Annotated in this window: 25 protein-coding genes and 1 pseudogene; 10 read left to right on the forward strand and 16 right to left on the reverse strand. The window is 68.9% G+C overall.

Features of this window, described 5'->3' with window-relative positions:
• Positions 1 to 206 precede the first annotated feature (206 nt).
• Positions 207 to 668, forward strand: coding sequence for a hypothetical protein (locus tag MET2598_RS0100005; protein WP_157182055.1), 462 nt, complete (start codon positions 207 to 209; stop codon positions 666 to 668).
• Between the two features lie 121 nt (positions 669 to 789).
• Here MET2598_RS0100005 and MET2598_RS35765 read toward each other — a convergent pair whose 3' ends face one another.
• Positions 790 to 1137: a dihydrofolate reductase family protein gene (locus MET2598_RS35765; protein WP_018259447.1), complete on the reverse strand. Its 348-nt coding sequence runs from the start codon at positions 1135 to 1137 to the stop codon at positions 790 to 792.
• Between the two features lie 196 nt (positions 1138 to 1333).
• Here MET2598_RS35765 and MET2598_RS0100015 point away from each other — a divergent pair, with 196 nt between their 5' ends.
• The 5 genes from MET2598_RS0100015 (at position 1334) to MET2598_RS0100035 (ending at position 5897) form a co-directional block, all read left to right on the forward strand.
• Positions 1334 to 1837: a hypothetical protein gene (locus MET2598_RS0100015; RefSeq protein WP_018259448.1), complete on the forward strand. Its 504-nt coding sequence runs from the start codon at positions 1334 to 1336 to the stop codon at positions 1835 to 1837.
• A 258-nt stretch (positions 1838 to 2095) separates the two neighbouring features.
• Positions 2096 to 3166, forward strand: a complete 1071-nt coding sequence (locus tag MET2598_RS0100020) for an IS630 family transposase (RefSeq protein WP_018259449.1) — start codon at positions 2096 to 2098, stop codon at positions 3164 to 3166.
• Positions 3167 to 3563: 397 nt separating this feature from the next.
• Positions 3564 to 3908: a hypothetical protein gene (locus tag MET2598_RS40580; protein ID WP_157182056.1), complete on the forward strand. Its 345-nt coding sequence runs from the start codon at positions 3564 to 3566 to the stop codon at positions 3906 to 3908.
• Between the two features lie 31 nt (positions 3909 to 3939).
• Positions 3940 to 4332, forward strand: coding sequence for a hypothetical protein (locus tag MET2598_RS0100030; RefSeq protein WP_018259451.1), 393 nt, complete (start codon positions 3940 to 3942; stop codon positions 4330 to 4332).
• Positions 4333 to 4697: 365 nt separating this feature from the next.
• Entirely contained in the window at positions 4698 to 5897 is a 1200-nt protein-coding gene (locus MET2598_RS0100035) for an IS256-like element ISMtsp13 family transposase (RefSeq protein WP_018259452.1), read from the forward strand.
• 172 nt (positions 5898 to 6069) lie between these two features.
• On the opposite strand, the gene MET2598_RS35770 is transcribed toward MET2598_RS0100035, so the two are convergent.
• The 7 genes from MET2598_RS35770 to MET2598_RS0100070 form a co-directional block, all read right to left on the reverse strand.
• A complete protein-coding gene (locus MET2598_RS35770) occupies positions 6070 to 6423 on the reverse strand; it encodes a hypothetical protein (RefSeq protein WP_157182057.1) in 354 nt (117 codons plus the stop codon).
• Between the two features lie 26 nt (positions 6424 to 6449).
• Complete coding sequence (locus MET2598_RS0100045; RefSeq protein ID WP_018259454.1) at positions 6450 to 7013, reverse strand: hypothetical protein; 564 nt, start codon at positions 7011 to 7013, stop codon at positions 6450 to 6452.
• 127 nt (positions 7014 to 7140) lie between these two features.
• Positions 7141 to 9093 carry a hybrid sensor histidine kinase/response regulator gene (locus tag MET2598_RS0100050; protein WP_018259455.1) on the reverse strand — a complete coding sequence of 651 codons (1953 nt, stop codon included), beginning with the start codon at positions 9091 to 9093 and terminating at the stop codon, positions 7141 to 7143.
• A 25-nt stretch (positions 9094 to 9118) separates the two neighbouring features.
• The gene (locus MET2598_RS0100055) at positions 9119 to 9826 is read right to left on the reverse strand and encodes a response regulator transcription factor (RefSeq protein ID WP_018259456.1); all 708 of its coding nucleotides are present in this window, start codon (positions 9824 to 9826) and stop codon (positions 9119 to 9121) included.
• A 146-nt stretch (positions 9827 to 9972) separates the two neighbouring features.
• Entirely contained in the window at positions 9973 to 10704 is a 732-nt protein-coding gene (locus MET2598_RS0100060; protein ID WP_018259457.1) for a response regulator, read from the reverse strand.
• A gap of 51 nt (positions 10705 to 10755) precedes the next feature.
• Positions 10756 to 11817 (reverse strand): DUF1176 domain-containing protein, encoded by a 1062-nt coding sequence (locus MET2598_RS0100065; protein ID WP_018259458.1) that lies wholly within the window; start codon positions 11815 to 11817, stop codon positions 10756 to 10758.
• Positions 11814 to 12257: a globin domain-containing protein gene (locus tag MET2598_RS0100070; RefSeq protein ID WP_018259459.1), complete on the reverse strand. Its 444-nt coding sequence runs from the start codon at positions 12255 to 12257 to the stop codon at positions 11814 to 11816. Before MET2598_RS0100070 ends, MET2598_RS0100065 begins: the two co-directional genes overlap by 4 nt.
• A 583-nt stretch (positions 12258 to 12840) precedes the next feature.
• Here MET2598_RS0100070 and MET2598_RS0100075 point away from each other — a divergent pair.
• Positions 12841 to 14922 carry a calcium-binding protein gene (locus MET2598_RS0100075; RefSeq protein ID WP_157182058.1) on the forward strand — a complete coding sequence of 694 codons (2082 nt, stop codon included), beginning with the start codon at positions 12841 to 12843 and terminating at the stop codon, positions 14920 to 14922.
• A gap of 187 nt (positions 14923 to 15109) precedes the next feature.
• Here MET2598_RS0100075 and MET2598_RS0100080 read toward each other — a convergent pair whose 3' ends face one another.
• The 3 genes from MET2598_RS0100080 to MET2598_RS0100090 all read right to left on the reverse strand — a co-directional run bounded on the left by MET2598_RS0100080 (position 15110) and on the right by MET2598_RS0100090 (position 16651).
• Positions 15110 to 15868 (reverse strand): SDR family oxidoreductase, encoded by a 759-nt coding sequence (locus MET2598_RS0100080; RefSeq protein ID WP_018259461.1) that lies wholly within the window; start codon positions 15866 to 15868, stop codon positions 15110 to 15112.
• 274 nt (positions 15869 to 16142) lie between these two features.
• Positions 16143 to 16367: a hypothetical protein gene (locus MET2598_RS0100085; protein WP_018259462.1), complete on the reverse strand. Its 225-nt coding sequence runs from the start codon at positions 16365 to 16367 to the stop codon at positions 16143 to 16145.
• 89 nt (positions 16368 to 16456) lie between these two features.
• Positions 16457 to 16651, reverse strand: coding sequence for a hypothetical protein (locus tag MET2598_RS0100090; RefSeq protein WP_018259463.1), 195 nt, complete (start codon positions 16649 to 16651; stop codon positions 16457 to 16459).
• Positions 16652 to 16694: 43 nt separating this feature from the next.
• Between MET2598_RS0100090 and MET2598_RS0100095 the strand changes: the two are divergent.
• Positions 16695 to 17594, forward strand: a pseudogene (locus MET2598_RS0100095) (IS3 family transposase); the annotation flags it as partial.
• Positions 17595 to 17619: 25 nt separating this feature from the next.
• Here the strand turns inward: MET2598_RS0100095 and MET2598_RS0100100 are convergent.
• From MET2598_RS0100100 to MET2598_RS0100130, 5 genes are all read right to left on the reverse strand, one after another.
• Complete coding sequence (locus MET2598_RS0100100; protein WP_018259465.1) at positions 17620 to 17961, reverse strand: Arm DNA-binding domain-containing protein; 342 nt, start codon at positions 17959 to 17961, stop codon at positions 17620 to 17622.
• Positions 17962 to 18744: 783 nt separating this feature from the next.
• Positions 18745 to 18951, reverse strand: a complete 207-nt coding sequence (locus tag MET2598_RS0100115) for a hypothetical protein (RefSeq protein WP_012334665.1) — start codon at positions 18949 to 18951, stop codon at positions 18745 to 18747.
• A gap of 89 nt (positions 18952 to 19040) precedes the next feature.
• Positions 19041 to 19304 carry a hypothetical protein gene (locus tag MET2598_RS0100120; protein WP_012334664.1) on the reverse strand — a complete coding sequence of 88 codons (264 nt, stop codon included), beginning with the start codon at positions 19302 to 19304 and terminating at the stop codon, positions 19041 to 19043.
• Positions 19305 to 19450: 146 nt separating this feature from the next.
• Positions 19451 to 21274: a YbaL family putative K(+) efflux transporter gene (gene ybaL / locus MET2598_RS0100125; protein ID WP_018259467.1), complete on the reverse strand. Its 1824-nt coding sequence runs from the start codon at positions 21272 to 21274 to the stop codon at positions 19451 to 19453.
• Positions 21275 to 21354: 80 nt separating this feature from the next.
• Positions 21355 to 21537, reverse strand: coding sequence for a hypothetical protein (locus tag MET2598_RS0100130; RefSeq protein WP_018259468.1), 183 nt, complete (start codon positions 21535 to 21537; stop codon positions 21355 to 21357).
• A 291-nt stretch (positions 21538 to 21828) separates the two neighbouring features.
• Between MET2598_RS0100130 and MET2598_RS0100135 the strand changes: the two genes are divergently transcribed.
• Both MET2598_RS0100135 and MET2598_RS0100140 read left to right on the forward strand, forming a co-directional pair.
• The gene (locus MET2598_RS0100135; RefSeq protein ID WP_012334661.1) at positions 21829 to 22428 is read left to right on the forward strand and encodes a DUF2147 domain-containing protein; all 600 of its coding nucleotides are present in this window, start codon (positions 21829 to 21831) and stop codon (positions 22426 to 22428) included.
• Between the two features lie 402 nt (positions 22429 to 22830).
• Entirely contained in the window at positions 22831 to 23307 is a 477-nt protein-coding gene (locus MET2598_RS0100140) for a MucR family transcriptional regulator (RefSeq protein ID WP_012334660.1), read from the forward strand.
• Positions 23308 to 23323 lie beyond the last annotated feature (16 nt).

Here is a 23323-nt window from a genome sequence, read left to right on the forward strand (position 1 = left end):
AGCGCCCCGTCGCCGGTCGGCTTCAGATCGGAACGGTGGCCGGCTTCGCCTCGGAATGACGGCCGGCTTCAACTTGGAACCCCCGGCCGGCTTCGTCGGAATACGCAGACGTCGGGCATCTTTGGCTCAGGATCGGACGCGGAGCCGTCGCTCCGGATAACACGCGCGCGTCGTACTGGGCTCAATGCGGAATAGGATAGACGATCATGTTTCTTGAGCGCTCGATCGCGCGCAATCCCGTTGCAATGCTCAGGATGCATGGTCCCAACGGTTTAGCAGGACCTGACGCCTCAATGATCAACTCCGCGAACGGAGACTTGTCTGACGAGGGCGACGGCTCTGACCGGCCATGCGGTGAAGCCTTCGTGCCTGACCTCATCTGGCTGGCAGGCTTCCTCGCGACGATCTACCTCGTGGGATGGACATCCTTCCTGGTGCTTATCGTATTCGGGTTCGCTGGTTACTCCGGGCCTGTGTCTGCCTGGGAAAAGGTGGCATTCACAGCACCGTACGTGATGGTCCTGTGCTGTTTCGCGGGTTTGGGGGTCTCGGGTCTGAAGCTATGGCCCCACGGTCGCTTTCGGTTTTGGGGCCTATCGGCAATCCTGCTCCAGGTCGTGTTGGCGATCTGCGCGGCCGTGCGCCATGACGGCGTTCTATTCTTCTAGGCGCCAGTTGATGAAGGTCTCTGCGAGGCGGCCTTGCGAGGGTCCGGTCGGGGCTGTGAACGATCGACAGTGCGTCGTGCTGATGTTTGCCTCTCGGCTGGGCACGAGGGCCTGCGGTGCGTCACCGTTCGCGCCGGTAGTGCATGGCGACCACGCCATTCCGGAGCGGCTTCACCGAGACCAGCTCGAGCTGTCGCGTCCTGGCCAGTCCTTCAAGGTACAGGGTCGAGCCGTAGCCTGCGATCCTGGGATGGACGAGGAGCCTGCACTCATCGATCAGATCCAGCTCGGTTGCGAGTTTGCGGCTGCCGAGGAGTACGCCGGCCAGGGTCGTGTCCTTGAGCCTCTGCACGCCCTCGCGCAGGTCACCGGCGATGTGGTGGTTGTTGGTCCAAGGGTGGGCCGCTCGCGTACCCGAAACTACGTAATCGGGCTTGGCCTCCAGCTTGACGGCCCATTCGCGCATCATCGGCGGCGCCTTGTCACCGCCGTGGGCAACTGCGGGCCAACGGCCGATATGCACCGCAGGCAGTCCAAAATCCTGCAGCCGCGGCGCGCCTGTCTCGCGCGCTGCAAAGGCCCGCCAGCGGCCCGACTAGTCGCTACGCTTCGCCAGCTTGCCGGTGGGGACCGGGAGCCGACAGCCCATACGCACGGCGGAGCATGTGACGCGGGCCCGGTCGCACGAACGGGCGGGATGGCTGCGCGGCACCGCGATCCATGTCGCCATCGCGGCTGGGATGCTTGCCGTGCTTCTGCCGGCGCTCGCCCTCCTGACAGAAGGCAGCTGGACGGGCCTCGCCCGCTCGCTCTCGGCCTTGCCGCGGCAGATTGCCGAGCCGCGCACCCGGGTCTTCGTCCTCGCGCTCCTCACCCCGTTCGTCGGTCTGCCCCTCGCCATCGCCGCTTGGTGCGCCTCCTATGCCCTGCAGGGGCGATTGCGCCTGGTCAGGGTCGTCGGCATGACCCTGCTGTGTGGGCTTATCGCGACAGCCCTGATCTGGCTCTGGACGGAGGTCGCCCTCGCCCTGCCCGGGCCGCGTCCGGGAGCGATCAACCGCTTCGTGGTGCTCGCCGCCTGGATGCTGATGCCGATCTGGTCGGCGCTGTACGCGCCGGTGGCGTGCGCGGCTCGCGCGATCACGGTTCAACGCGTGCGGCGTGGCTGAAGCCGGTCAGTTGCAGTTCGCCACCTGCGCCATTCGGTCATGAAAGCTGTTGTTACCTCGCCAGTGATGCGCAACGGTATCGACAGTGCGATTTCTGCTGATGCCTCGAAGGGCCACCGCTTCGAAGGGCGACTTCGGCCATCGACTATGGGCCGCGGCCGCAATGGGCAGCCTGTTCCTCGCCACCGCCCGTTTCCTGCTAGTGCATTGACGCATTCAGAGGATTCACATGGGGCGTGGGCCGTGCGAGTTTGAGGCATGGCTCAGACTGTCTGCGTGATCCTGGGCGCGGCCGATCTGGCGCGCCTGTCCGCCATCGTCACCGATCGGGCGCGGCCCCTCAAGCACATCCAGCGCGCCCGTATCGTCCTGCTCTCGGCCGAGCGCCTCCCCGTCCTGGACGTCGCTCGGCAAGCCGGCGTCAGCCGACCGGCGGTGTGGCGCTGGCAGCAGCGCTACGCCGAGGAGGGTGTCGAGGGTCTGCTGCGCGACAAGACCCGCCCGCCCGGCAAGCTGCCCCATTCCACCGACACCGTCGCCGAGGTGCTCGCCCTCACCTGCTCCGAGCCGCCCGGCGAGGTCACTCATTGGACAGGTCGCGCCCTGGCACAAGCCGTCGGGATCTCCCTGCGGTCGGTCCAGCGCATCTGGGACGCCCATCGCCTCCAGCCGCATCGGGTGCGCAGCTTCAAGCGCTCGAACGATCCTGCCTTCGCGGCGAAGGTCGAGGACATCGTCGGCCTCTCCATGGATCCACCGCGCCACGCTGTCGTGCTCTCGCTCGACGAGAAGAGCCAGATCCAGGCCCTGGAGCGCACCCGCCCGAGCCGAGGCGTGAAGCCAGGTCGCCCCGAGACCCAGACCCACGACTACGTTCGGCACGGCACGACGACGCTGTTTGCCGCGCTCGACGCGCTGGAGGGCACGGTGATCGGTCGCTGCATGCAGTGCCACCGCCACGACGAATTCCTGCGCTTCCTCAACACCATCGAGGCGGCGGTGCCAGCCGGCAAGCTGATCCACGTGATCCTGGACAACGACGCCACCCACAAGCACCCGAAGGTGCGCGCTTGGCTGGCCCGGCATCCGCGATGGACCTTCCACTTCACCCCGACCTCGGCCTCGTGGATGAACGCGGTCGAGGGCTTCTTCTCGGCCCTGACCCGGCGCAGGCTGAAGCGGGGCAGCTTCAGCGGGATCGTCGATCTCCAGGCGGCGATCAACCGCTACATCGCCGAGCACAACGACAGGCCAAAGCCCTTCATCTGGACCAAGCCGGCCGCCGCCATCCTCGACGCCATCAATGGCAACGCTGCACCATTCGAATGACTCGTCGGAGGCGATCTTCCTGTTTCGCGTCGGCTTCCACGATGGCAAGGCCAACCCGGCCTTCGATTCTGCCGGCTGAGCGGTGATCGTACACCGCTACCGAAGCATTGAGGAGGCCGATTGCCGCTCCGACAGACCCGCCTCGATGGACCGCCACAAGCATGTTTTCTGGAGCTGCGTCATTCGCTTGACGGACGAGCATGGACAGACCGCTCTCGCAGCCATGTCGGCCAGCCGATCCAGCGGGGGTGTCGAGACCAGCGTCGGCCGGCGGTTCGACGCCCGGCTCTATCCACGAACGGATGCGCTGTCGGTCCTGCAACGCCGCGCGCTCATCCGTTGATGAATGCGGCGCCGTTCACATAGAAGGCCTCGGCATCGGTCCAGACGAGCAGCCTTGACGTTCGAACAGCGAACCCTGGTTCAGCAAACTGCAGAGGTCGTGTTCGTCGGCGGGCGTTTTGCCGACCGCTTCTACGCGCACCTGTTCACGGTTGCCCCCGAGACGCGAGTGCTGTTCGGGTCCGATCTGACGACGTTGAAGCTCACTCGCAGCGAAGCGGACGTCGTTCTGCTTGCAGATCTCGACCCCTTTCAGGCTTTCAGAGGGTCTGCTTGCCGGCACCCTGCCGAATCTCCCGCCTCGAAACACGACGCAGGCGCTTGCATCATCGGCCTGAAACGATGCTGCGTCATCAAGGAGGCGCGTTCGCGGGTCCTATCGAGGCTGCTTCCTCGATGAGACCTGCAGTCTAGAGCATGGAGGGGCGAACATGAGTTCGATCAGATCGATGATCGGCAGCGGACTGCTCGTGGCCGGTTTGCTGATATCGGCGGGTTCGGCGCTGGCGGCGGGGAGCAATGACGGTTTTGCAGCGTTCTGGACGCAATTCAAAGCTGCCGTCGGCAAGAGCGACCAGAAGGCCGTATCGCAAATGGTCAAATTTCCGGTCTTCTATATCGATCAACGGCAAGCGGCTGATTTCCCTGTGATCTGGAAAGGTGCTTTCAAACCGGTGCAGCGGACGTGTCTTGCCAAGCAGAAGCCCGTCAAGGACACCCACGAGGGCAAGATCAGTTATTCTGCTTTCTGCGGCTCTCTCATCTACATGTTCGGCAAGGATAATGCCGGCTGGAAATTGACGGATTTTGCCGTAGACGATTGATTGGATTGGCCTCAGCGGGTGGACGAATGGCCGCGCTGGGCGCCTTGCCGAACGGCCGCTTTCTGGCGTCTGGCCAATGGCGAATATGACCCCGGGATAATAGACGTCCGCTTCGGAGTAAGCCGACTGCCTCGTGGAACGGCCGAAATGGGCGCAAAGCCGAATGTCGGCTTTCGGGCAGCAGCCCAATGACGGCTCACCGCCGGTCGTGTCCCTGGTGGTGGTGTAGCTCGACGGGAGCGAGAGAGCCCGTCTGCGCGCCCTCCACAGCGCCGAAGCAGGCGGGATCTCTCGCGGGGTGGTCATCGGCGGTTGCCGGGTAGGGTCGGGGTGCGAGCACCAACCTCGAACCCGAGAGACCTCCGATGACCGACGAGATGATGAGCCTGCGCGGGCTGCTGGAGAAGAGCGCCGACGCCGACCTGCTGCGCGAGATGATCGGCTTTGCGGCCGAGCGGCTGATGGAACTGGAGGTGGGCGGCCTGACCGGGGCGGCCCACGGCGAGAAGAGCGCCGAGCGGCTGGNCCAGCGCAACGGCTATCGTGACCGGGATTGGCAGACGCGGGCCGGCACGGTCGAGCTGCGCATCCCCAAGCTGCGCAAGGGCTCGTACTTCCCGGCTTTCCTGGAGCCGCGCCGGATGGCCGAGAAGGCACTCACGGCGGTGATCCAGGAGGCCTACATCCAGGGCATCTCGACCCGCTCGGTGGATGACCTCGTCCAAGCCATGGGCGGCACGGGCGTGTCCAAGAGCCAGGTCAGCCGGCTCTGCCAGGAGATCGACGAGCGCGTGGGCGCGTTCCTCGACCGGCCGCTCGAGGGGGAGTGGCCCTATCTCTGGATCGATGCGACCTCCGTGAAGGTGCGCCAAGCCGGGCGCATCGTCTCCGTCGCCGTGATCGTGGCGGTCGGTGTGAACAGCGATGGCCGACGCGAGGTGCTCGGCATGGACGTCGGCCCCTCCGAGGCCGAGACGTTCTGGACCGGGTTCCTGCGCAAGCTGGCGCGCCGCGGCCTGCGCGGTGTGAAGCTGGTGATTTCGGACGCCCACACGGGCCTCAAGGCGTCGGTCGCCAAGGTGATGAACGCGACTTGGCAGCGGTGCCGCGTCCACTTCATGAGGACCGTGCTCGCCCACGCTGGCCGCAGCGGGCGGCGCGTCGTGTCGGCCTTCATCGCCACCGCCTTCGCCCAGGACGACGCCGAGGCCGCCCGTCAGCAATGGCGACGCGTGGCCGACCAACTCCGACCCAAGGTGCCCAAGCTCGCAGCCCTGATGGATGAGGCGGAACCCGACGTGCTGGCCTACATGGGCTTCCCGGCCGCCCACCGGGTCAAGCTTCACAGCACGAACCCGCTGGAGCGCCTCAACGGCGAGATCAAGCGGCGCACCGAGGTGGTCGGCATCTTCCCCAATGAGGCGGCCATCACCCGCTTGGTCGGCGCGCTCCTGCTCGAACAGAACGANGAGTGGGCCGTCCAGCGCGCCCGCTACCTGACCCTGGAAAGCATCGCCCCGATCAGCGATGATCCTCTTGTCAGCCTGCCCACCCTGGCAGCCTGATCGTCCCGGCCCCGCCCGGTGACCGTGGTGGCCACGCCGCAGCTACACCACGCCTGGGGACACGACCCTCACCGCCTCTTCCGGTCAGGGTTACTCTCAACCGGTTGCTCCCGTTTCGACCGACACCTCGGATGCGGCGTGGACGGAACCGTGGTGAGCGGCCCCATAGCGCTCAGCGAACCCGCGCGCCCTCCGCTCGGGACGGCACAGGCCGCATCTGAAGATCCTCGGTGTTGTCCCAGCGAGCGCGGCCGGTCCGTACATCGATCTCAAGATCGAAGAGGCGGTGGACGACGGACGGGTCGCCACCGCAGCGGACGTCGTGCTTCTCGTAGAAGCCGATCTTGATGAGGCGCTGCGTGCTGTCCTCGCGCACCATCGAGACGCTGCAGGACAGCTGCTTGCTGGTGAGGAGCCGGTGCTCGCGCACGATCCGCCACGCCAGCCGCTCTCCCGTCGCACCGCTTGCCGCGGCGGCGAACGGGGCAAGCGCCGTGAGGGCGCACAGGGCGGTGCGCGCGCACATGGGAATCCTCGCTGGGTTCTCGGGCATCAGGGCATCTCGAAGCCGAGCGCGAAACGCGCCAACAGCCCGTTGCGAAACTCGTAGGTCGCCTCGTAGGCCGGCATGCCCGAGCGCTTCAGCGCCGGATGGGCCTTATCCGCGATGCGATACGTGAGGAGGGCGGCGTCCCCCTTCCGCTCACGCGTGAAGCAGGCGCCGAGGAGCGCGACGAGGTCGCGCTCCGTCATTCCCAGCCGGATTCCCCGCTCGGTCGCGAACTGCGCGAAGGGCAGGCGCTTGCCGGGGCTCGTTCCCCCGGCCGGACGCCGGACCTCCAGCGCGTCGTAATCGTCCACGACGGCGCCGGGGTAGTGGACGAGCCGCAGTTCCTCGCGACCGTCCCGGGTCGCAAAGCGCACGAAGGTTGGCTCAGCGCTGGGCTCGTCGGATTCCGGCCTCGGGTAGTCGGGCGCATCCCAGCGGCCGAGGATCGCGCGCCCGGTCCCGTTCATTCCGATCTGGATGCCGTTCACGTCCGTGGCCGCGCGCCAAGCGCGGCAAGCGGCATAGACCGGGACCGTCGGCTGGAACGTGAGGACGGCGAGGAGCACGATGCGGCAGCTCAGCGGCGCTCTGAATGTCAGGGTAAGCCTCCGCAGACGTGACCTGGGTGATGCGCCTGTTGCGAGTCTACGCTCATCGGCTGATGCTCCATCCAGGCGCAGGATCGGGTGGAGGTCAGGGTTTAAGGTCGTCGCCCCGCTCACGGAGGCGCATCAGCACCTCGCGCACGTCGTCCGGAGTGAACGGTTTCTCGATCACGATCGGCGGATCGGCACCGGCGCGGGTAGCGCTCGCTCCGGCCACGGTGTCCCCGGTGACGATGACGGTGCGCGTGGCGAGCGCCGGATCGCTCTCCGCGATGCGCGCCCGCACCTCGGCGCCGCTGAGGCCCGGCATGCGCAGGTCCACGAACACCGCGTCGAACCGCTGCCGCCCGAGTTCGGCCAGCGCCTCGCCCGCGGAATCGTGCACGCAAGTCACGTGGCCCATGTCGTCGAGGATCTCGGCGAGGGAGCGCGCCACGTCGATCTCGTCGTCGAGCACCAGGATCGAGAGGCCTGGTGCCCGCTCCGGCGCGGCCGCCCCAGCCTGGTCCGGTCCCGCATCGTGTGCGGGCAGATCCACGCGGAACAGCGCGCCCCCGCCGGGCTGGTCCGCCACGGTGATCCGGCCGTCGTGAGACTCCACCACACTGCGGGAAATCGACAGGCCGATCCCGGTGCCGGCGCCGACGGGCTTCGTGGTGAAGTAGGGCTCGAAGATCCGCTCCCGCAGCGCCGGCGGAACGCCCGGGCCGTTGTCGCCGACCGTCAGCGTCACGATCCCGGCCCCGCAGAGGGTACGCAGTGTGATGCACCGGTCGCCCTGGCGGTCGAGCAGCACCTGCGTGGCGTTGATCAGCAGGTTCGCCACGACCTGACCGATCAGGTCTCGATCGGCGAGGATGGGCGGCAGATCCGGCTCGAGGCCGAGGTCGAGTGACACGCCGGCGCTGCGCCGGCCATAGGCCGTCATCTCGGCGGCGGCGCGCACGATCGCGTTGAGGTCCGCCGGCTCCCGCTGTGGCGGCTTCTGCCGCGCCATGGCGACGAAGCTCTTGACGATCCGGCCGGACCGCTCGGCGGCGGCGTGGATGCGCGCGGCCCGCTGCTGCACGTCCGCCGTCGGGGCCTTGTCGCGCAGGAGGGTGGCCTGGGCGATCAGGATGGCGAGCGGGTTATTCAGCTCGTGCGCGACGCCCGCGAGCAGCGAGCCCATGGCGGAGAGCTTCTCCATCTGGTGCAGACGCTGGCGCTGCGCCTCGATCTCCCCGGCCGCGCGGCGGGCCGCCGTGAGGTCGCGCAGGTAGGCAGTGAAGAGCCGTCGCTCCGGCAGCCGCACCTCCGTGATGGCGAGTTCGAGCGGGAACACCGTTCCGTCGGCCCGCATGCCCTCGATCTCGATGCGTTGCCCGATCACCGTTCCCTGGCCGGTCGCGAGGTAGCGCCGGAAGCCCTCCGCGTGGCGGTGGCGCAGGTGGGGCGGCACGATCAGGTCGCCGATCTGCCGGCCGAGCACGGCCTCGCGGGTGCGTCCGAACGTGGCTTCCGCGGCCGGGTTGAACTCGACGACGCAGCCTTGCTCGTCGATGACGATGATGCAGTCGAGGGCGGAGGTCACGATCGCGGCGCTGAGCGTCTCGCTCGCCCGCAGCGCCGCCATCTGCCGCGCCAGCTCCTCCTCGTGCGCCTTCAGCTCCGTGAAGTCTCGGGCGAAGGCGAGGATGCCGGTCACGGCGCCGGCCCGGTATGGAATCAGGCCCTCCTGGACGTAGCGGCGCCCGAAGGTCGGATAGTCGAACCACCCCTCGCGCCACACGACCTCGCCGGACGCGAGCCGCGCGATGACCGGCTCGTAGGACCGGTAGATCGCCTCCCCGACGATCTCGGCCACGGGCCGACCGACCACCTCCTCGGGCCGCCGTCCCACGAAGGCCAGGAAGGCCTTGTTGACGTAGCGGTAGCGGTGCGCCGCGTCGACGAACACGACCCGCGCGGGAATGAAGTCGATGATCGCGCGGAGCAGGACGGCGTCGGGCCCCTCGGGACCGAACGGGTCGGGATCAATCCTGTCTGCGCTCTCGTCCATCGGGGTCAGCCCGCAGCAGCGGCCGTCAGCCGTGCGCGGCGCCCTCGGCGCCGACAGCGTGATCGCGCGGCACGAACATGTAGCCGCGCCCGCGCACCGTGACGATGCAGGCGGTGCCGAGCTTCTGGCGCAGGCGCGCGATGCGCGCGTCCATCGCCCGGTCGAGCGTGTCGTGGCTGTCGCCGGGCGCGAGCCGCAGCAATTCATCCCGGGTGAGCACCCGGTTCGGGTGGGCGGCGAGGGTGCGCACCAGCAGCACCTCGCCGGGCCCCAGCCGCTCGGGCGGCGCGCCGATGCGCAGGAGCCGCGAGGCGGTGAGGTCGACGCTCGCGCGCTCGAAGGCGACCACCTCCCGCCGTCCGCGCCCGTAGCGCCGCAGCAGGCTCGCGACGCGCGCGGCGAGTTCCTGCGGATCGACGGGCTTGACCACGAAATCGTCCGCCCCGAGTTCGAGCCCGAGCACCCGCTCGATCGGATCGGGATTGGCGGTGAGGATCAGGACCGGAACCGGCGCGGCAGCCCGCAGCCGCCGTAGCACGTCGAGGCCCCGCTCGCCCGGCATGGTGAGATCCAGGAGCACGAGGTCAATCGGGCCGCGCGCCGCGCGCGCATCGAGCTCCGCCCCGGACTGCGCCACGGTCACCTCGTGGCCGAGATCGGACAGGTACTCCGCGTAGGCGAGCGCGAGGTCGACCTCGTCGTCAACGATCACGATCTGCGCGTGCTGTCCCACGGTCGATCTCCGTACTGAACCGCGACGGTGCTGCGTGTCAGGCTGAACGGCCGATCATGACTAGCGCATCGGGAGCATAGGGTCGAGAGATGCGTCGCCGCGATCGCGGATCGGACGGGGATGATCGGGCCTCGACTATCCCGCATTCAGTCCTGGTCTTGCTGCGGCACGAACATGTAGCCCTCGCCCCGGACCGTCCGGATCAGGGCTGGGCGCTCCGGATCCCGCTCGAGCTTGCGGCGCAGGCGCGTGATGCGCACGTCGATACTGCGGTCGCTCTCGTTGTCCTGATTCGCGGGGGCGAGGTCGCGCAGGTGGCTGCGTGGGAGGATCCGATTCGGCCGCTCGGCGAAGACCTTGAGGAGGTCGAACTCGGACGCGGTCAGGGCGACCTCCCGATCGTCCGGCGCGATGAGCTGACGGCTGTCGAGGTTGAGGCGATACATTCCGGCCCTCAGGATCGCCGCACCCGTCCCGGCCGCCGGGCTGCGTGCCGGTGGCGAGGCGCCCCGATGGGCCCTGCCGCGCAGGACGCTGCGAATGCGCGCCAGCAACTCGCGCGGGTCGTAGGGCTTCACGAGGTAGTCGTCGACGCCGGCCTCCAGGCCGACCACCCGGTCGAGCGGCGAGCCAGCGGCGGTCGCCAGGATGATGCCGGGTGGGCAATCCTGGCCGGTGAGCCAGCGGGCGAGCGAGAGGCCGGTCTCGCCCGGCATGGCGATGTCGAGCACGACCACGTCGATCGCCTCCCGCGCCGCGAGGGTGCGGAACTCCGCGGCGCTGCCTGCGGCCAGGACCTGCAGATTGCGCTCGGTGAGGTACTCGGCGAGCGCGTCCCGCAGGTCGGCCTCGTCGTCCACGAGTGCGATCGTCGGCATGGCGTCGTCTTCTCCGTGGGTCGGGACATCCGCAACAGCCACTGTGGCGGCTCAGCGGGTCGGTGGTCCAGCGCGCACCGCGGCGCGCCACGTGACCGGCCAGTCCGCGGAGGACACGCCCCGGCAATCGGGCATCGCGGAGACGTGCACCGCCCGGAACCGCGCGCCGTCCCACACGAAGCGGCCGAGGCTGCCGCAATCGCCCGAGCTGCGGCCCGCATCGTGGAACGACAGCGTGGCTGTCCTCGCGTCGAAGGCGGCGCCGGCGAGGAGATTCGGCGCCTCGCGCCCGCCCGCGACGCCCGGCGTGACGAGCGCGACCGGGCGGGCCGCGGCGTCGCCCTTGCGGTGCGAGAACAGCGCGAAGGTCTCGCGCGTCGCCCCGCGCGTGCAAAGGACGCCCCACAGCAAGGTGCGTTCGTCGAGCCATCCTCGGATCGGGTTCGTGTCGGGCGGTTCGTCGCAGTCGGCGGCCGCGACGGCCCTGGCGATCGGAACCGGCATGCGTTCCGGAAGGGGAGCGGTGCCCGCCCGCGCCTGGGCGATGACGGGGAGCGGCGGCGGAGCCGGCAGGCTCGCGGCCGGACGTGGGCCCGGCTGCACGAGCGCCGTCACCGTACCGCTCCGACCCTGCGCCTGGTCCATGGCGCGCAACGCGGCGGCCAAGCCGCGGGATCGCAGCGGGACCTCGGGTCCGGCCTCGGCGCCCTTCAGCACCGTGACGGAGGCCCGCCCGACATCCCGGAGCGCGGCGAGCAGCGGCCGTACCCGCTCGGCGGGCAGAGCGGCCTCGATCTCACCCGTCCCGTCCCGTGCCGTTGCGTCGAGATCCGGCCACGCGCTGCCGTCGAGCGTCAGACGGATGCGCCACGGGCCGCGGCGTCCGTCGTAGGCCCGGACGCGGAGGACGGGCTCGGCCGCGCCCTCTCCCGAACGCGCGACGCTCAGGTGGACGCCCGTGACGTCGCTGCTCGGCTCAAGGCTGATCGCCGTGCAGGCCCGTCGATTATCGCAGCCCAGCAACCAATCCTGGAATGCGTCGAGGGATTGCGCCGCGACGCCCTGGCTGGATGCACCGAGGACGCACAAAGCCAGCAGGCGCCGGCCGCTCACGGAACGGCCTCCAGCGCGGGATGCGCCGGGGCGGCTTCCCGCGAGGCCTCCAGCATGACCTCGGCCAGCAGAGTGTAGGCCTGCGTCCTGGCGGACCGGGCCTCGGCGTCGAAGGTCGCGCCGAGCCGGTCCGCGAGCGTGGACAGGAGCGCTGCACCGACCGTGGCGTAGTGGGCCGGCACGACGCCGTAACCGACGTGGCGCCGCCCGAGAGCCCGAACGTCCGCCACGATGGTGCCGAGCCGGTCGAGACCCTGGACCACCTGCGCGAGCATCGCCACGAGCTTGCGCCCCTGGCGCGTGAGGTCGTCGTTGAACAGGGGCCTCAAGCTAGGACCGAGGTCGAAAAGGCGGGCGTAGAAGTTGACGGCGAGGTGGTCGGGCTCCGCGGCGAGGTGCCGGAAGCCGAAGCGGATGATCGCAATGGCGTCGGGGTTCATGGACGGGCTCCGCGCGGTGTCGGGAGAGAGTGGCCGGCGACGGTTTCAGGCCCGTGCCGCCCACGCTCGGGAATTGTGTCGTGCCGGTGAGGCGGCGCTCACGGACCAGCGCGGCCGGTCGAGGAAGATGAGGAACTCGTCACCGTCCGGACCGACCGTGCTGTCGCCCCCGTGGCACCCGACGCTGCGGGCGATCGCGGTCTCAGCGCCGCAATCGCCGACAGCCCACAGGACGCCGCTTCCCTCCTGGCGGTGGGCAGAGAGCCGGAAGGCGCACGCAGGCCCGCGACCGCTCGAGCCGCAGCGAGAGGGGCATGCTCGTCACGGTCCGGTGCGGGAGAGCGGCCATGTGCGCCCGGTCCTTAGCGCGGCCGACACTGACCGTCCCATCCCGCGCCCGCGCACCGGAGCCCCCCGGCAGCAGGGATGAAGCACTCTGTTGCGTCGAGAACACCGTGCATCGACACGTGACGACACAATCAGCTCATCGATCCGCTTGCGCGCAAGACGCAGCCGCAACACGACGCGACTATCCCTCTCTCAATGCTCACCTGATTGAGCTTGAGACGAGAGAGTGAGACTAATGCCGACAGGATACAAGAAGACGCCCGGCAAGCTGGTCAGCAGCACGGGCAACAATGCCTTATATGGCACAGATGACAACGACACCATCAGCGGAGCTGGCGGCGATCATGTCATGGTTGGCTACAACGGCCATGATGTTTACATTATCGACTCAATCGGAGACAAAATCGTTGAGACCTATACTGGAGGCCATGATACGGTTATCAGCAAGCTGACGACCTACACACTCGGAGATGATCTTGAGGATCTGATCTTCGGCGGTCTCGATGATTTCCAAGGCACGGGCAATAGTCTATCTAACCTGATGGTCGGCGGCATCGGGAACGACACGCTGGACGGCGGTGACGGATGGGACACGCTGCAGGGCGGCGCTGGCAACGACGTGCTCAAGGGCGGCAACCTGTTCGACGATCTGTTCGGCGGGGCGGGTGACGACGTCCTCTATGGTGGTGATGCCAGCGGGGACGACGGGTACTCCGACCGCCTCGATGGCGGCACAGGCGCCGACACGATGGTCGGCGGTAACGGTAATGACAGCTATACCGTCGACACAGTGAAGGACGTCATCATAGAAAAGGCCGGCCAATGGAGCGGGTCGGATACGGTTCATACCTCGCTCCGCATGTACGAGTTGCCTGACAACGTCGAGAACCTGCGGTTCGACGCGCACGGGGAGCTGGTCAGCGGGTACCTGTGGGGCTACGGCAACGAGTCCAACAACTTCATGGTGCTGAACAACGACGGTGGCTACCTACAGAGTGACGGCGGCGACGACACGCTGATCGGCGGCACCGGTGCCGACGAGCTCTGGGGTGGGCTCGGCAACGACATCGTTGTTGGGTGGGATGGCAACGACATCCTGGCCGGCCAGGATGGCCATGACACCGTCGATGGCGGCCTGGGCAACGATCTGATCCGCGCTGATGCCGACGGCGACATGGTCTTTGGTGGCAGCGGAAACGACACCGTCGATTACTCCTGGAGTCCCAGTCTCTACACCGGTATCGTCGTGCACGCAGATGGCCGAGTGACCGGCGGCACGGGCACTGACCAGCTCTCCGACGTCGAGAACATCGTCGGGACGAGCTTCGCCGACGTCCTCCTCGGCCTCGGGGATCACGTTGCCAATAAGCTGGTGGGCGGCCTGGGCGACGACTTCTTCGACGGGCGCGGCGGCGCGGACACGCTGGACGGCGGCTACGGCTGGGACAGCGTCACCTACGCGCAGTCGGAGGCCGGCGTGTTCGTCAACCTCATGACCGGCAAGGGCTCAGGCGGCGACGCGGAGGGCAACACGCTTGTCTCGATCGAGAACGTGTTCGGCTCCCAGTACGACGATTCCGTCTTCGGCGGCGCTGAGCGGAACTACCTGTCCGGGCGGGGCGGCGTGGACAACCTCTACGGCGGCGGGGGTGACGACCGGCTGGAGGGCGGCGAAGGCGGCGACGTGCTCGATGGCGGCATCGGCTTCGACTGGGCGGATTACCGCAACGCCTCGTCTGGCGTGACGGTTGACCTCGTCAACCAAGCGGCGAACCAGGGTGAAGCGAAAGGTGACGTCCTCACGGGCATCGAGGCGCTCGACGGCTCGGCCCATGGCGACAACCTGCGCGGCAACGGGGAGGCCAACGAGCTGTGGGGCAACGACGGCGCCGACTACCTCTTCGGTCGCGCCGGGGTCGACACGCTTCGCGGCGGGAGCGGCAATGACTATCTGGAGGGCGGTGCCGGCAAGGACGATCTCTGGGGCGGTGCCGGCGCAGACAACTTCGCCTTCCGCAATCCGGCCGAAGGTGGAGATCGCCTACACGACTTCAAGCACGGCGAGGATTTCATCTCTATCGAACTGAAGAATTTCGTGGATCTGAAGCATCAGTACTATCCTGACCATTGGTTTGAGGCGAACGCAACCGGGGCGGCCAAAGGCTGGATGCCCCAAGTCGTGTACAACACAACCGATGGCACGCTCTGGTTCGACGACAACGGTGCGGCGGTGGGTGGCGCGAGCCTGATCGCGACGCTCGGCAAGGTTGGCGGTGTCGCACCGACAGTCACGGTCGGAGATATCCTGCTGTCCTGAGTTGAATTACCTGTACGCCCTCTAGGAGGGATGATCTCGAATCTTTAGAGTTGCCACTGCGTGAGTTCTGGAGCAGGCTGCGCTATGCCACCAACGCAGCCTGCTCCAGCTTTTGAGACATCGTGCCTTCATGCAAGCCGCGGCGACAGGCTGCATGAGGCTACGTCCGGGGTCGGCCCCGAGCACCTCAGAGCCTGACACCCTCCAGGTAGCCGCGGTTCCACGTCGGACTGATCAGGATCTCGTTGACGCACACGGACGGGGGCAGGCGGGCCACGAACAGGATCGTCTCCGCGAGGTCGTCTGCCTGAAGCATGCGCGCCTTGTCCTCCGCCGTGACCGGAACCGGACGCTTGTCGAGGATGGGCGTCGCGACCTCGCCGGGACAGATGCAGCAGGACCGGATGCCATGGCCGCATTCCTCCTGGTTCAAGCTCTCCGAGAGGGCCACGAGACCGTGCTTCGCGGCCGAGTAGGCCGGCCCCGTCAGTTTGGACACGTAGCGTCCGGCCCAGGACGACACTTGAATGATCAGGCCGTCGCGTTGGGTCCGCATGGTCGGCAGCACGAGGCGCGAGGCGTAGAAGGGCCCGTTGAGGTCGACCCCGATGACCGTGTCGATGCCAGTCGGGTCGATCTCGCTCCAACTCCGCTTCGGGACGTTCAGGCCGGCGGAGTTCACCAGGATGTCGCAGCGGCCATAATGGGCGCGAACCGCCTCCCAGGCGCGCTCGACCTCGTCGGCCCGGCCCATATCGGCGGGCGCGACGAGCGCCTCACCCCCCGCCTCGCGGACAAGATCGGCCGTCGCCTCGAGTGTCTCCCGGCCGCGTCCCGTCAACGCGAGTCGCATCCCGGCCTTCGCGAGTGCGACCGCGGCGGCCCGGCCGATACCGGAGCCCGCCCCCGTGACCCAGGCGACCTGCCCTTCGATATTTCGCGGCATGCTCGGTCTCTCCCATCATCTCGCGGTGTTCGCTTCGTACAGCCATGAGAGTGCTGGCTGGTAGGGCTGCTCCTGGGTCGGGCGATGAATTTGCTGCTCTCTATGACCGTGTCCGACGCGCGGTCAGTGCCGAGTGTCCGGACGCACTCGGAACCGGACATTCCCGACCCACACTGTGAGGGGCCGCTTTGGGTCACTCTCATCCCTTCGAGCCAAGTGCTATGGCTGATCCGGGCATCACCTAGATCTCAGCCGCTGAGGGAAGGATGCGCCTCTACTCGGCGCACTCGCGCAGCCACCTGTCGTGCTCAATCTGTGCTTCGTAGATCATGTCAGCGGTGGATTGGGGCGGCGCCCCCTCCTTGAACTTGATCTCGTCGGAGTTGAGCATCGCGGCACGAGCGTCGCCATAGGTCGCAAACATCCGCTCAAAGACCGCGAACTGGTACGCAGCCAGGGCCTCTGCGTGCGCCTTTCGGCGCGTCCTCCTGCTGCTCATTGTGCACTCCCCGTACGAGACCGCCGAAGGCTGCGCTCCTCAATGATGTCGCCGATCGCGATGGCGAGGTCGCTGTTCGATATCTGGAGCTAGTTCTCCAGGAACAGGTTGCGAGTCTTGACATTCATCCACAGCATTGTTTCAGAGAATAGCTCAACGAGACGGGCGCGCGCGGTCTCGATCTCATCCTCGGTCAGATCAGGATCTTGCCACGCGCCCACGATAATGCGATTCCGTTCCTTGAGGGTGATCTCGCCTCGGCGATAGATCTCGCGGGCGAACATCTCCTTCCAGTCGGGACGGTGCTTGGCTTCGGTCCGACATTTTAAAAAAGGCCATCGGCATCTTCGCGGAGACGCCGCGATGAAGTTCCGTTTCATCGATGACCACCAGGGCACTTGGCCCGTGTGCACCCTCTGCCGCGCGCTGCGGGTCTCGCCATCCGGCTACGACGCGTGGCGCTCGCGGCCCGAGAGCACCCGGGCAGCCGAGAACCGCGTGCTCCTCGAGGAGGTGCGCCGCCTGCATGCGCGTCATCACGGCCGCTACGGCTCGCCCCGCATGCACGCGGCTTTGCGTGCCGAGGGCCGGGGCGTCAGCCGTGGTCGCATCGAGCGGCTCATGCGGCGACACGGCATCCGCGCCACGGCGGCAGGCCGCGACCGGCCCGGCACGACCGACAGCCGTCACGGCCTGCCGGTTGCCCCCAACCTGCTCGAGCAGCGCTTCACCGCCTCGGCTCCCAACCAGATCTGGCTGGCGGACATCACCTACGTGCCCACCGGTGAGGGCTGGCTCTCCCTCGCCGCCGTTCTCGATCTCGCGACGCGCAAGGTCGTGGGCTGGGCGATGCGCGAGCATCTCCGCACGGAGCTGGCAGCAGCCGCTCTCCTGATGGCCGTTCAGCGGCAGCGCCCCGCGCCGGGGCTGATCCAACACACCGACCGCGGCTGCCAATATGCGTCGGGCGAGTACCGGCGGCTCCTGGACGCGGCAGGCCTCAAGGCCTCCATGAGCCGCCGTGGCAACGGCCTGGACAACGCACCGATGGAGAGCTTCTTCCACACGCTTAAGGTCGAGCTCGTCCATCAGCGCCGCTGGGCAACCCGGGACGAGGCGCGGCGCGAGCTCTTCTCCGACAGCGAGGGCTACGCCAATCGGCAACGGATCCACGCGGCCCTCGAATATACGACACCCGAGCAGGCCGAGCGGCAGATGGTGAGCTAACTGCGTCCACCGAAACGGTGGAGGATCAGAACAGGGCCGCAGCGGTGTCAAACCGGTCACGGTCGGCCAAGCGAAGGTCGCTGGCCCTGCGCGCCTCAATCTTCTCGGTGCCAGGATCCCGGCCGGACGCCACTGCCACCAGGGCGTGGCGGGCGAGCTCGCGGGCGCTGGCGAGGTCGATGCCCGGATAACCGCCGATCGTGTACTTCCGGCTACGGCTGCCGGCCCGGTAGCGGACGGCCCACGATTTTGAGCCGGAGGGCTGGCACACGAGGTACAGCCCCGGGATCAGCCCGTCCCGGATCTCCGCCCGGACAGGGCCGCCCTTCAGGGCTTCGATCGCCCGGACGGTAAGGGCTTTCGGCATAGGTTCGCTCCGGAACCGTTGGTCTGATGCGGGTAGCGCCGGGGTAAAATCGGACGCGCGTTAAGTCCTGTTAGGCTTAGGGAGTAACACTAGCCCACAGAGCGAGAAAAACAAGCCGTATCAGCATCTTGCCAGAGAGCCACCCTGTGAGACATTGTTGCCGTGATTTCGGCATTTTCAACGGTTTTGTAAACCGAAGGTCGGGGGTTCGATCCCCTCCGCCGGCACCAATCCACCCCCTGGCCCGCAGGATGGTCCGAGCCGCCGTCAGCGCGGCGGTCCGGTGTCGGGCCCGCACCGCGCGCATGCCGCCCGGGCGCCATGCGGTTCTCGATCGAGCGGTTCAGCCTCGCCATCCGGCAAGGCCGACATCGGCTGGCTGACTCGATGACCGGCCCGAACGGTGCCGCGCGAGGTCCGGATCAGCGAGACAGCGCCGGGCCGGCGGCACCCAGCGCCTGGACGGCGGGAAGGAAGCGCCGCCGCAGGGCGATCATCCGCGCGGCCTCGTCGCCGAGGCCCTGGTGCGCGCCGGGTCCTCCCGCTCGCCGCCGCACGGCCTGAGTGATGCTCACGATCCCGGGTTTCACGACCTGGCCTGCGCGCCTCGGCCGAAATGACTCGGCCTGCATGGCGGCGAGTGTGCCGGGTGACCGCCCCTCCGCGGCGGCGCCCCGTCCCGGCGGCCCCGTCATCCACACGCGACGCGCGCCATGCTTGACGGACTCGGCGCTCGCCCGCGGATGCCTTAACCCTATGGCCCGGCCGGGATCGGCCGGCCGGTCAGAGTCCGGCCGAGCGCCAGAACAGGGCCGTGATCGATGCCAGGATCATGAACCACGCCCCGAGCAGCAGGGGCACCGACCGGCGGCGCGCCGCGCGCCGGTTGTCGTTGCCGGGCCGCGGCGGCCGCCCGCGCAGCACGCCGTAGCCGTAGGTCGTCGCGACCGGGTCGCGACGCGGTGGGACGGACTTGCGCAGGCTCGACATGAAGACAGTTTACCACGGAGGGCGTCGAACGGGAGCCCTTCTTGCCAGCGTCTTTCGGCGATTTCACGGCGGCGCCGGCCGCTGCGGCGTCATGCCCAGTGGGTGAGCCAGCTGCGCAGCCGGCCGGCGGCGGGCCGGTCGCGGCGCCCGGCGAGGTGCTGGTCGATCCAGTGCGGACTCAGGATCTCGCCGTCCTCGGTGACGATCCAGGGCAGCGCGTCGGGGTCGCCCGCGCAGTCGGCGGCCGCGAGGAGCGCCTGTTCCAGGGTCGGGTAGATCCGCGCCTCCCCGGGCGGCGCGGCACGGTTCGCGTGCCAGATCATCAGCTCGGCCGGACGATCCATCTGCGACATCGGCAGCGCTCCATCTTCCGAAGGTCGCGCCGATGATGCGCCGTGGCGGCTCTGGCCATGATGACCGCCGCATTGCCATCCCGTAATGCGGCGGGGCCGGTCCGCGCGCCGCCGGATCACTCACCGCCGGATCACTCGCCGCCGGATCACTCGCCCCCCAGCGCCTCCCGATGCGGGCGCAGTTCCGGCGCGCCGAGGGCGGGGGCGGCCTCCGGGACCGGGTCGGACCGGCTCTCGGCGCGGCTCGAATCGACGAAGACCCGCGCCTCGCCCTCGCTGATGCCGAGGCTGCGCAGGGCGTAGAGGGTCATGCCGAAACCGAGTTCGCGCTCGGGCATCAGGACGAGCCCGACCCCCTCCGCCTCCAGGTGCCGGCGCTCGGCGTCGCTGTGGGTGCGCACCAGCGTGTCGATGCCGGGATTCGCCTCCCGGGCGATGGCGATGAGGTGGCGGGCCTGATGCGCGTCGGGGCTCGCCACGACGAGGAGCCGGGCGCGCCCGATCCCGGCGGCCTCCAGGATGCCGGGCGCCGCCGCGTCGCCGAACACCGTCTCGCGCCCGGCCTTGCGCAATTCCTCGACCCGGCGGCGATCGCGCTCGACCACCACGTAGGGCAGGTCCCAGGCGTCGAGGGCGCGGCCGATGCTGCTGCCGACCCGTCCGAACCCGACCACGACCGCGTGGCCCGCCCGCCGCCCGCGCGCACCGCTCACCTGCGGCAGCGGCCCGGCGCCGCGCCGCTCGAAGCGGGCGGCGAGGCCGGGCCGGGCGTCGAGGAGCGCCACCAAGCGCCCGATCCCGGCGAAGAACAGCGGATTGAGGGTGATGGACAGCAGCGCGCCGGCCAGGATCAGGTCGCGTCCCTCGAGCGGCAGCAGCTTCAGCCCGATGCCGAGCCCCACCAGGATGAAGGAGAACTCGCCGATCTGCGCGAGGCTCGCCGCGATGGTGAGCGCGGTGTCGAGCGGGTGGCGGAAGGCCAGCACGATCGCGACCGCGGCGATGGACTTGCCGATCAGGATGATGGCGAGCACGGCGAGCACCGCGAGGGGCTGCGCCAGCAGGATGCCGGGATCGAACAGCATCCCGACCGAGACGAAGAACAGGACCGCGAAGGCGTCCTGGAGCGGCAGCGAATTCGCGGCGGCCTGGTGGCTCAGGTCGGATTCGGCGAGCACCATCCCGGCGAAGAAGGCGCCGAGCGCGAAGGAGACGCCGAACAGCTCCGCCGAGCCGAAGGCGATGCCGAGGGCGAGGGCCAGCACGGCGAGGGTGAAGAGTTCCCGCGACCCCGTCCGGGCCGCCTGGTCGAGGAGCCAGGGCACGAGGCGCCGCCCGCCGACGAGCATCAGCCCGGCGAAGGCCGCGACCTTGGCCAGGGTCAGGCCGAGGGTCAGCCAGAGCGGCCCGCCGGCCGCGTGCGCGGCGCCCGCCCCCTCGCCGCCGAGGGGACCCGCCAGCGCCGGGAGCAGCACCAGGGCGAGGACCATCGCCAGATCCTCGACGATGAGCCAGCCCACCGCGATCCGGCCCTTGTCGCTGTCGAGCAGGCCGCGCTCCTCCAGCGCCCGCAGCAGCACCACGGTGGAGGCGACCGAGAGCGCGAGCCCGAAGACGATCCCGGCGCCCGCGCTCCAGCCGAAGCCGAGGGCCAGGGCGAGGCCCATCAGCGTGGCGACGGCGATCTGCACCACGGCCCCGGGCAGCGCGATGGCGCGCACGGCCATCAGGTCGCCGATCGAGAAGTGCAGCCCGACCCCGAACATCAGCAGGATCACGCCGATCTCGGCGAGCTGGCCGGCCAGTTCCCCGTTTCCGACGAAGCCCGGCGTGTGCGGGCCGATGGCGATGCCGGCGATCAGGTAGCCGACGAGCGGCGGCAGGCGCAGGCGCTGCGCCAGCATGCCCCCGGCGAAGGCGAAGACGAGGCCGAGGGCGATGATGGCGATCAGCTCGGTGGCGTGCGGCACGGTGCGTCGGCCTCCTCAACTCGTGGTGTCGGGGCCAGGATAGCAGCTTCGGGCCCGCCTTGTGCGGATCCTGCCGCGGATCAGCGCGGGGGCAGGGACGCGCCGGAGCGGATCGGGTCCTCGGCCTCGGGGGCCGGTCCGGGCGCCGCCGCCGCGCCGTGGCGCGGCCAGCGCAGGGACAGCCGGCCCGGACGCGCCGCCACGACGATCACGATCGCGCCGACCAGGCCGGAGGTCATCACGAGGATCTCGATCGGGATCATGCGTGGGCCTTGCTGGGGGGCGGGCGGAGCCGGGCGGGCCGCGGCGCGGGCCGCTCCCTCGCCGCGGGTGCTCGCCCCCGGCCTCGCCGCTCTATCGCGGCGCCGCCGCGGCGGCCTATGTGACATCCGGCCATGTGACATCCCGCCATGTGATGGCGAGGCAGGCGACGGCGAGGCAGGCGACGCCCCGCCCCCGCCGGGGTCGTCGGCCCTCCCGCGCCGCGGCGCGCGGGTTGCGGTGCGGGCGGTCGCGTCGTACTTCCGCGCACGGCCGCACCGGAGGAGACCTGCATGATGAAGCCCTTGAGCCGGGGCCTTGCCGCCCTCGGCCTCTTCGTCCCCACGGCGGTCCTCGCCGCGCCGAAAGATCCGAGCGGCGTCTGGCTGACCGAGGACGGCCGGGCCCGGATCCGGGTCGAGAAGTGCCTCACCCGCAGCGACCGGGTCTGCGGCTACGTGGTCTGGTTGAAGACCCCGCTCAACGACCAGGGCCAGCCGCGCATCGACTTCAAGAACACCGATCCGAAGAAGCGCAACCGCCCCTCCCTCGGGCACCAGCTGATCATGGGCCTCAAGCCCAATGCCGACGACCATTACGAGGGTCAGATCTACAATTCCGAGGACGGAAAGAACTACGACGTCGCGATCTGGGTGGACGATCCGTCCGAGCTGACCGTGCGCGGCTGCCTGCTCGGCTTCCTGTGCGGCTCGCAGACCTGGAAGAAGACCGCCGACGTTGCGCCCGGCCAGCTCACCGGCCCGACCAACGGCGCGGGCGGCCCGCGCGCCGACGCGGAGTGGACGCCCAAGCCGCCGGCCCCGAAGCCGTCCGCGGCCGCACCCGCCGGGACGCCCTCGGCCGCTCGGCCGGAGCCCTCGGCCAAGCCCTGACGACCCGGCCCCGGGGGCGCTCCCGCCACCCATCCACACCCCATTGCGGCCCGGGCGCGGCCGGCCCGCCTCTCTCATTGGTTGTATCGCCCGGGCGGCCGGCGCGGGCCGTTCCGCGCCCGACCCAAACGCTTGTCGGCGCGGAGGTTTGCGGCGCCGGTCCGCCCTCCGCACCGCCCTCCGGGCGCCGCTCGCCCCGGGGAAGATCCGCCGCAGGTCAGCTTTCGCCGAGAGGTCGTCGGTTCGTCGCTTCGTAACAACTTTAGTTTGGCTGAACCGAAATGATGAGCCCGCACCGCGGTAATCGGAAGGTCGGGTAAGCACAGAGCGGATCCAGATAACGATTGACGGTCGCAGCTTTTTCCCGCACCTGAAAAGGAGTTTCTCGGCGGGGCATTCCTCATGACCAGCGACCCATCGGCGGACCAGGCGGGCCTGGTCAATCTCGCGGCCGATATCGTGTCGGCGTATGTGGCGAACAATTCGGTGCCGCTGGGAGATCTCGGCGGGCTGATCGTGTCGGTGCACAAGTCCCTGGCGACGATCGTGTCGCCGCCGCCGCCGGAGCCGGCCAAGCCGGTGCCGCCGATCCCGATCAGGAAGACGGTGACGCCGGACGCGATCATCTCGCTGGAGGACGGCAAGCCCTACAAGTCGCTGAAGCGGCACCTGTCCGGGCGCGGGCTCACCCCCGAGCAGTACCGGGAGAAGTGGGGCCTGCCGCCGGACTACCCGATGGTGGCGGCGACCTACGCGGCCCAGCGCTCCGAACTCGCCAAGAGCCTCGGCCTCGGCCAGCTGCGCCGCGAGCGCGCGGCGCGCAAGCCCGAGCCGGCCCAGCCGCCCCGCAAGCGCGGGCGCCCGCGCAAGGCGACCTGAGCCGAAGAGGGCCGGG

Origin of the sequence: Methylobacterium sp. WSM2598, assembly GCF_000379105.1 — a bacterium.
In the GTDB taxonomy this organism is placed as follows: Bacteria; Pseudomonadota; Alphaproteobacteria; order Rhizobiales; family Beijerinckiaceae; genus Methylobacterium.

Excerpts from the sequence above, each read along its gene's own strand:
- MET2598_RS0100080 (WP_018259461.1), bottom strand. The coding sequence starts at position 15,868 with ATGCCGCGAAATATCGAAGGGCAGGTCGCCTGGGTCACGGGGGCGGGC.
- MET2598_RS0100130 (WP_018259468.1), bottom strand. The coding sequence starts at position 21,537 with ATGATCCCGATCGAGATCCTCGTGATGACCTCCGGCCTGGTCGGCGCG.
- MET2598_RS0100085 (WP_018259462.1), bottom strand. The coding sequence starts at position 16,367 with ATGAGCAGCAGGAGGACGCGCCGAAAGGCGCACGCAGAGGCCCTGGCT.
- MET2598_RS0100030 (WP_018259451.1), top strand. The coding sequence starts at position 3,940 with ATGAGTTCGATCAGATCGATGATCGGCAGCGGACTGCTCGTGGCCGGT.
- MET2598_RS0100090 (WP_018259463.1), bottom strand. The coding sequence starts at position 16,651 with ATGTTCGCCCGCGAGATCTATCGCCGAGGCGAGATCACCCTCAAGGAA.
- MET2598_RS0100020 (WP_018259449.1), top strand. The coding sequence starts at position 2,096 with ATGGCTCAGACTGTCTGCGTGATCCTGGGCGCGGCCGATCTGGCGCGC.
- MET2598_RS0100060 (WP_018259457.1), bottom strand. The coding sequence starts at position 10,704 with ATGCCGACGATCGCACTCGTGGACGACGAGGCCGACCTGCGGGACGCG.
- MET2598_RS0100140 (WP_012334660.1), top strand. The coding sequence starts at position 22,831 with ATGACCAGCGACCCATCGGCGGACCAGGCGGGCCTGGTCAATCTCGCG.
- MET2598_RS0100070 (WP_018259459.1), bottom strand. The coding sequence starts at position 12,257 with ATGAACCCCGACGCCATTGCGATCATCCGCTTCGGCTTCCGGCACCTC.
- MET2598_RS0100120 (WP_012334664.1), bottom strand. The coding sequence starts at position 19,304 with ATGTCGCAGATGGATCGTCCGGCCGAGCTGATGATCTGGCACGCGAAC.
- MET2598_RS35765 (WP_018259447.1), bottom strand. The coding sequence starts at position 1,137 with ATGATGCGCGAATGGGCCGTCAAGCTGGAGGCCAAGCCCGATTACGTA.
- MET2598_RS0100100 (WP_018259465.1), bottom strand. The coding sequence starts at position 17,961 with ATGCCGAAAGCCCTTACCGTCCGGGCGATCGAAGCCCTGAAGGGCGGC.
- MET2598_RS0100115 (WP_012334665.1), bottom strand. The coding sequence starts at position 18,951 with ATGTCGAGCCTGCGCAAGTCCGTCCCACCGCGTCGCGACCCGGTCGCG.
- MET2598_RS0100135 (WP_012334661.1), top strand. The coding sequence starts at position 21,829 with ATGATGAAGCCCTTGAGCCGGGGCCTTGCCGCCCTCGGCCTCTTCGTC.
- MET2598_RS35770 (WP_157182057.1), bottom strand. The coding sequence starts at position 6,423 with ATGTGCGCGCGCACCGCCCTGTGCGCCCTCACGGCGCTTGCCCCGTTC.
- MET2598_RS0100050 (WP_018259455.1), bottom strand. The coding sequence starts at position 9,093 with ATGGACGAGAGCGCAGACAGGATTGATCCCGACCCGTTCGGTCCCGAG.
- MET2598_RS0100005 (WP_157182055.1), top strand. The coding sequence starts at position 207 with ATGTTTCTTGAGCGCTCGATCGCGCGCAATCCCGTTGCAATGCTCAGG.
- MET2598_RS0100075 (WP_157182058.1), top strand. The coding sequence starts at position 12,841 with ATGCCGACAGGATACAAGAAGACGCCCGGCAAGCTGGTCAGCAGCACG.